The following is a 6250-nucleotide window of genomic DNA, read 5'->3' on the forward strand; positions in this document are numbered from 1 at the left end:
ATCTTGAGCTGGCCGGGATTGATAGTTCCGGACATAACCTGCGAAACCAGCGTCTTCATTGAGTCATGGTAACTAAGCACCGTGTCGCCGGTCGGACCATTGGCGTCGAAGGTGGACATCACAGCGATGCGCACCCGCAGCCATTTGTCGCCGTCGATAATGTCATCGCCGCCGCGGCCTTCGATGAGGTCGCTGCCGTCGCCGCCGAGCAAGATATTACCGCCGACGAAGCTACCCTGGGCATCGAACGAGGTCGCGCCCGCACCCACCAGCAGTTGCTGTAGCCCGCCGATCAGGGCGAGGCCCTCGGCGTCGAGTGCACTGCCACGGAAGCCTTCGGTCGGCACATCTGCAGCGGTCACGTCGGTGCCGCGGATCACGTCGGCGAATTTGGAGCCCGAGGCACCTTCCACCTGGGTAAAGGTATCCAGCGCCACGTTGGCTGGAAGCACCGGTACGCCGGGTAGGATCTGCCGGGCGAGATCGACGTCCACAGGGAAGTTCATGTCGGCATAAGTGGTCCAGTCATAGCCGGACATGCCGTCGAACTTGCCACGGCCGAGACTGCCGAACCAGATATCGTCGCCCCCTTCGCCAATGAACTCGTCAAAGCCGCCGTCGCCATGGAACACGTCATGCCCCTTGACCGCGTCGGCCTGGAACTGGTCGTCGAAATCGTCGCCGACCGCGCCGGTCCACGCTCCCACCTCGATCCAGTCATCGCCTTCGCCGCCCAACGTCTGCTCGGTGGTCTTGCTGCCGAGCACGAAGTCATTGCCGACGCCGCCGAAGGCTTCGTCGAGCAAGTCGGCGCCCAGGATGATGAAGTCCTGGCCCGCGTCACCGACGATCAGATCGACGCCAGCGCCGGCATTGATCGCATCGTGACCCGCGCCAGAGCGGATGATGTCGTCACCGAACAAATCGGTGATGATGTCGTCGCCGTCGCCGCCGAAGTAGGAGTCGTTACCGGAGCCCCCTTCGAGCCGGTCATTGCCACCGTCGGCATAAAGCGTGTCGTCCCCCTCGCTGCCGATCAGGATATCATCCCCATCGGTGCCACCCAGCAGGACGTGTTCAGTGCCGGTATATTTCAGGTAATTGGTGTCAGCGCCCGGGGTGGCGGGATTGTTGCGGATCACCAGCGGGGTCAGAATGCTGCCCCCAGTCGGATCGTTACCGAGATTGTCGGCAGATTCATCGACATCCGTGGTCGTCGGGTCATCGAGCAGGATGCCGTCCGCGCCGGCGGTTTCGCCKAGGCCGGGGTTCCATTGCTTGGTCCGGTCCACTTCCAGGATCAGGCCGGGGGTCGAGAACACGTCCGAAGGAAGGTGGCCCGCGTCGGCATTGAGGCTGATGATCTTGGCGAAAGTGTTGTTTTCCATTTCAGACAACAGATGCAGGCCGTCAAGTCGCTGTAGGTAGTAGAACCGGTCGCCGTCCTGAAGTTGTTCGAGCTGAACTTCGAACACGAAGTTGAAGGTCGAACCGAGCATGCCGCCAAACGGCAGGATCTTTTCCGCGAGACCGCCGATCCACAGGTCGATATTGTCCAAACCGGTTGTGGTGATGCCGTTGACATTGGCCCAGGCGCCGGTACCGTTGAGGAAATCCAGGCGGTCAGCGGGCGCAAGGTCGACAATGCCATCGCCATCGATATCCATGTCGCCGAAGATCAGCAGCATGGCGGCATCGCGCTTGCCTTCGATCGTCGTTTCGGCGGTAATGGAAGAATGGAGACCATAAGCCGCCATGAAGTTGATGACGGAAGCTTCATTCTTGAGGTTACCAGCGAACTCCACCCAACTATCATAGGGCTTGAGTTCAGGCGCATGCGAACTTGCCTCGTAGAAATCGCGGCGAGCGGCGTTCAACGAAGGCACGCCGGTATCCCGGCCACGCGCCAGATTGATGGTTGCCAGGTCGAGGGGCAGGCCGAGCAGGTTGTTGCGCAGCGCACTGGTGACGAACTCGTCGATCTCATTGCCGACCTGGCGCGTCATGCCGCGGATGATGTCGCCCGCAGCAATGCCGTCGGCGATGGTGTGGCCTGAGTCGAACTCGATCGGATTGAGGAAGCCCTGAATAAGGCTGATCTGATCATTGGTGAACGAGGCATCGAGCCTATCGATCTGCTCGGTCAGCATGGAATGGCCGAAGCGGTAAACCACGTGAGCGAACTCGGCGACGATGGCCGGGTTGATGTCGGCGTGATAGCCGTCAGGCACTACGAAGAAATCAATATTGGGTTGAATTTTGCGAGCAAAATCCTCGAACACGGTATGCTGGTACTGCATTTCCGTGCCGAACTTGGCGGCCTGAAACAAGCGTTCGCCATCCCAGGTCAGCGTGTCGGCATAAGCTGCAAGAGCAATCGGGTCCGTCGGGATGGCATCGACCTGCGTCTGCGTCAGGTCTACGTCGAGCCACTCATTGATGAAGGCCATATCCTTGCTGGCGAGCACCACTTCCTTGGTATGCTGGGCAAGCCGGTTATGTTCGGAATGGAAAATGTGATGCACGGCGGTCAGGCCGATGTTTTCGTTAACGCGGCCGTCGCCGGCAATGAAGTGCGCATCGAGCAATTCGTTATCATAGACGGCCGGGTTGTTGCCGGGGTTCTGAAGGCCGATTTCGATATCGCCGTCCGCAATGCCGTTCGGAACCGCGTCATGGGCGATATCGGCCAGGAATGCTGCATTGATGCGAATTGCACTCGTCAGCGGCACCGGCGCGGCGGGCGTACCTGAAATAACGATGTCGTCTGCAGTATTGGGAATGCCATCGGCCCCGACGCCTGTAATGACTTGGGCAAAGCCCACGGCATTCGGGATGAAGTTGCCATAAGCGTCGGTGCGCAGCAGAGGCACGGCGCCAACATCCTGGTCGGTCAGGAGAATGCCAAGCATCTTGGCTTGTTCCTTGACATCAGCCCAGGTCGCCATACCACCCGGCTGCGCGCCACCACCTTCAATGAGGTTGCCGGTAGCGTGCGGCTTGCCATCCGCACCCATCGCGTATTGACGCAAGAAAACCTGATGGGAGGCGTGCGAAGTATAGGTCTGGTTTTGATCGACGAAAGGCGTCGTGGTATTGACTGGACGCGTGTCGTCGGCCGTTCCCATAACGCCATCGGCACCAGGGCCCACCGTAGCGCGCGTCAGCACCATGAAGTTGGTGTGACTGCCCTCAACATATAGTGGGTCATCGGGCTGTAGCGGAATGAATACGGTGCCGCTGCCGCCTTTGTTTACAAGATCAAGGCCGTGATCGAAGAACTGGCCGAATAGGGTGAACCAGGAATTGAACGGTGCCGACAGGCCGACGTCGGGCGAGACGTTGGTGATCTGGACGTTGTCGCCATCCATGGCGATGCCGAACGGCTCAAGTGCGGTATCGCGAACGACGCTCGCCGCTTCAAGATTGGTTACGGTGACATCGTGCGCAGCCGTCGCCGTTGCCAGCGCATCGAGAGCCGCCTGTTCGGCGGCACTCGGCAGCGTGAGCGGGTCGCCGTCGCTGAGGGCGTTGGCAGCTGATTTTGCGTTCTCCATGACAACGCGCGCCTGGTATTCCGCATCAGCAAAAGGCTTGTAGGCGGCATAAATGTTCTGCACGAGAGCCACATTGGCAAGGTCAGCGGCGACGAGGCCGCCCACCTGCAACCCCTTGATGATAGCCGCGGGGTTGCCGAGCGTCTGATCAACGATCAGGTTCGAGATCGTGCGCAGGCTGGAGTCGAATACCAGCGAATTGGGGTTGTTCGACGGATTATAGTTGGGGGACGTCGGCATCGCCGGAGCCGGCCCCGGACCATCGGGATCGAACAGGGTACCATCGGCATTGCGATATGCGGGATCAAGCAATTCAGGGAACGGCAGGTCTGCAGAGCCCCACATTTCTTGTCCAGGCAACAGGTTGTTGTAAGAACCGTCGACGGTCCGCAGCCCCAGGCTAAGTGTATAGGCTGGAACGGACCCAACCTGGCCAGCAGCGCCCACACCGAAGAGCGGCGCAGCGTTCGGATCATCGGGATTGGCAACGTATGCGGCGTGCTTTTCGGCGATCTTGATCTGCTCGAGAATGAATTCCAGATCGGAACGGATATAGTTTACCATTTTGTTAGTCTCCCTTTAACCCCAATAGAATCGCCGTCATGGCGTATTCCGACCGCGCCGCTTACGCGGGCGCTTGTTGCATTGTCCCGTGATCTTGGGTCGTATTGAGCGCTCCGGCTGGTAGCGGGATGTCAACATGATTGGCACGAGTTTCGATGGTCGGATGATGGAGAGGCGCAGGCCAACGTGATAGTTCTGAAGGTCCTGCGACTTTGGCAACACTAAGGTCCCAAGATGATTAGGACCAAAGGCACGAGCTAGTGATCCAATGCGGGGCTCGAAGCGGCGGAAACCTGGACCAACGTAAGGTGGGAGATGTAATTCGGACCGGCGTGTTTATCCTGGAGGTCCGTTTTGTCGATTCCGAGCTGGTCATCATCCAGTGGCAAAAGGGCGAACCGATTCCGGTCTATCCGCCAGCTCTCGCAGTGAACACAGCCGAATGGGAATGATAGATTAGTTGTGTATCTGAGTATGCACGGAAATGATAAGAACTTGGAACGAACTTCGTGAGTTTTTGAAACCGATTCATCAAGCCCTGTCCGGCAGGGGCATAGCAACTTTTCAACGTGTGGCGGAGCGTCGTCAACCATCATGTCGACGGTGATAGGTGAGGAAAGCTATCCTTTGCGACCGTGGGAAGCTGCGACAACGTGCACTGGGAAGATGCACTGGTGGCTGAATGGTCTTCTATCACAACTGGTTGCGAGGGGATAAGAGCGCCTATGAGTGCGTCACCCTCAGGAAGGCTGCTTCTGGCCATGACCGATTTGTTGTCTGCGCCGGTCCTCAACAGAAACAAGAATAGATTCCGGCAGGCTGTAGTTGCAGCCTTGAGCATTCCCCGCCAAGCACTGGCACTGGCGGACTACTCCCAAAGTGAAGGCCCAACCCCCACATTGATCCGGCGAACAGCGGAAAGGTGCTTTTACTCGGGATTCCAGCCCATTCCGTTCTTTCGCAACGCTTCTTCGAGCTTCTCCTTGATATACTCCTCACAGCGGTGTGGGAACTGCGTGTGAATGTCCTCCACTTCTTTCGACATATGGCGGATATTGAGATCAGCAGCCTTGGCCCGTTCTGCCCGTCTGCCGATCTCTGCCAATAATTCTGCATTTTGGCTCATCGTTCGTTCCTCCCTTGGATGGAAACATAGCAGACTTCGCGTGGACTTCCGACCGGTTTTCGGATAACGATGCCCATGATGGAGCATCCAATCCTCATTGCCATTGCTGTGATCGTGATCTGCGTCGGAGTTGTATTAGCGGTCTTCGCCCTCCGGGCAGACTGAAGCCAACGCGAGCCATCAATTGCACTAATTGAGCTTGCTACCCCGCTCGGCGCCGATCTCAGAAACATGTGTCTCTTGGCTGGACCGCCGTCACGGCGATCTCCTTCGCATCGCGCTTGCCGTGGTCAAAGAGTTTCATCACCATCCCCTTCCGCCACAACTCGCCCATACGGCGTGGCTGTGCTTTCGTTTCCTGTAGAGGCTGCGTCGAGTGAAGCAATGCGGAAGTGTTGCATGTTTAACACGCATTACGCTGCCAAGGTTAGCACACAGCCGCGATGGTTACCGATTGAGCGGAGTTCGATAAGTCGTACGCCGCATCCAAGGCATTATTCGGATCAGCGCCAACGAACCGGCCGATATTTTGGGAACATTTTAAACAACAGGTAGCGTGCCTGATAAACCCGGGCTTGGAGTTGAGATCGAGCGCAACGCGATTGAACCCTTCGTGCTTACATACGAGAACTTGGCTTCCTGACCCCATGGCACTTGGATTTGGAGAGAGCTGTGGCAGACGCCGCTTTCCCCAAACGATCCTGACGTCGAGTAACGGCAGCTGATCTTATAGAAGAGAATGGCATCCTGGGGTGGCTGCCCTATGCATGCCGTCGGTCGAGCCAAAAGTCAGCCGCGCACAGCGGCATCCCTGGACGATGACGCCCGACGTCGATTTCATCGTCGATCGCCACGGCTCGATCATTGGAGGTAAGGCGATTTGTCCGATGGAGCCCCTAGCGCGGAATACTAAAATGTCCGCTTCTGCGTTGAGTATTCTAGAAGCGGACTGTCTGCGATCGGCCCCGGAGTGGACGCTAGCCCTGACTTGAAAGAATGACCG

3 protein-coding genes are annotated in these 6250 nt (G+C 57.9%); 1 reads left to right on the forward strand and 2 read right to left on the reverse strand.

Translation table 11 applies throughout. The features are described from left to right. A partial coding sequence (locus ACXJ5O_RS15975; protein ID WP_457300746.1) for a peroxidase family protein occupies positions 1-4121 on the reverse strand: 4121 nt, incomplete at its 3' end. 308 nt (positions 4122-4429) lie between these two features. Here ACXJ5O_RS15975 and ACXJ5O_RS15980 point away from each other — a divergent pair. Beyond that, positions 4430-4573: a hypothetical protein gene (locus tag ACXJ5O_RS15980; protein WP_457300747.1), complete on the forward strand. Its 144-nt coding sequence runs from the start codon at positions 4430-4432 to the stop codon at positions 4571-4573. A 476-nt stretch (positions 4574-5049) separates the two neighbouring features. Here the strand turns inward: ACXJ5O_RS15980 and ACXJ5O_RS15985 are convergent, their stop codons facing one another. Next, the gene (locus ACXJ5O_RS15985) at positions 5050-5247 is read right to left on the reverse strand and encodes a hypothetical protein (RefSeq protein ID WP_457300748.1); all 198 of its coding nucleotides are present in this window, start codon (positions 5245-5247) and stop codon (positions 5050-5052) included. Positions 5248-6250: the final 1003 nt, after the last annotated feature.

The organism is Phyllobacterium sp. P5_D12 (assembly GCF_054049495.1).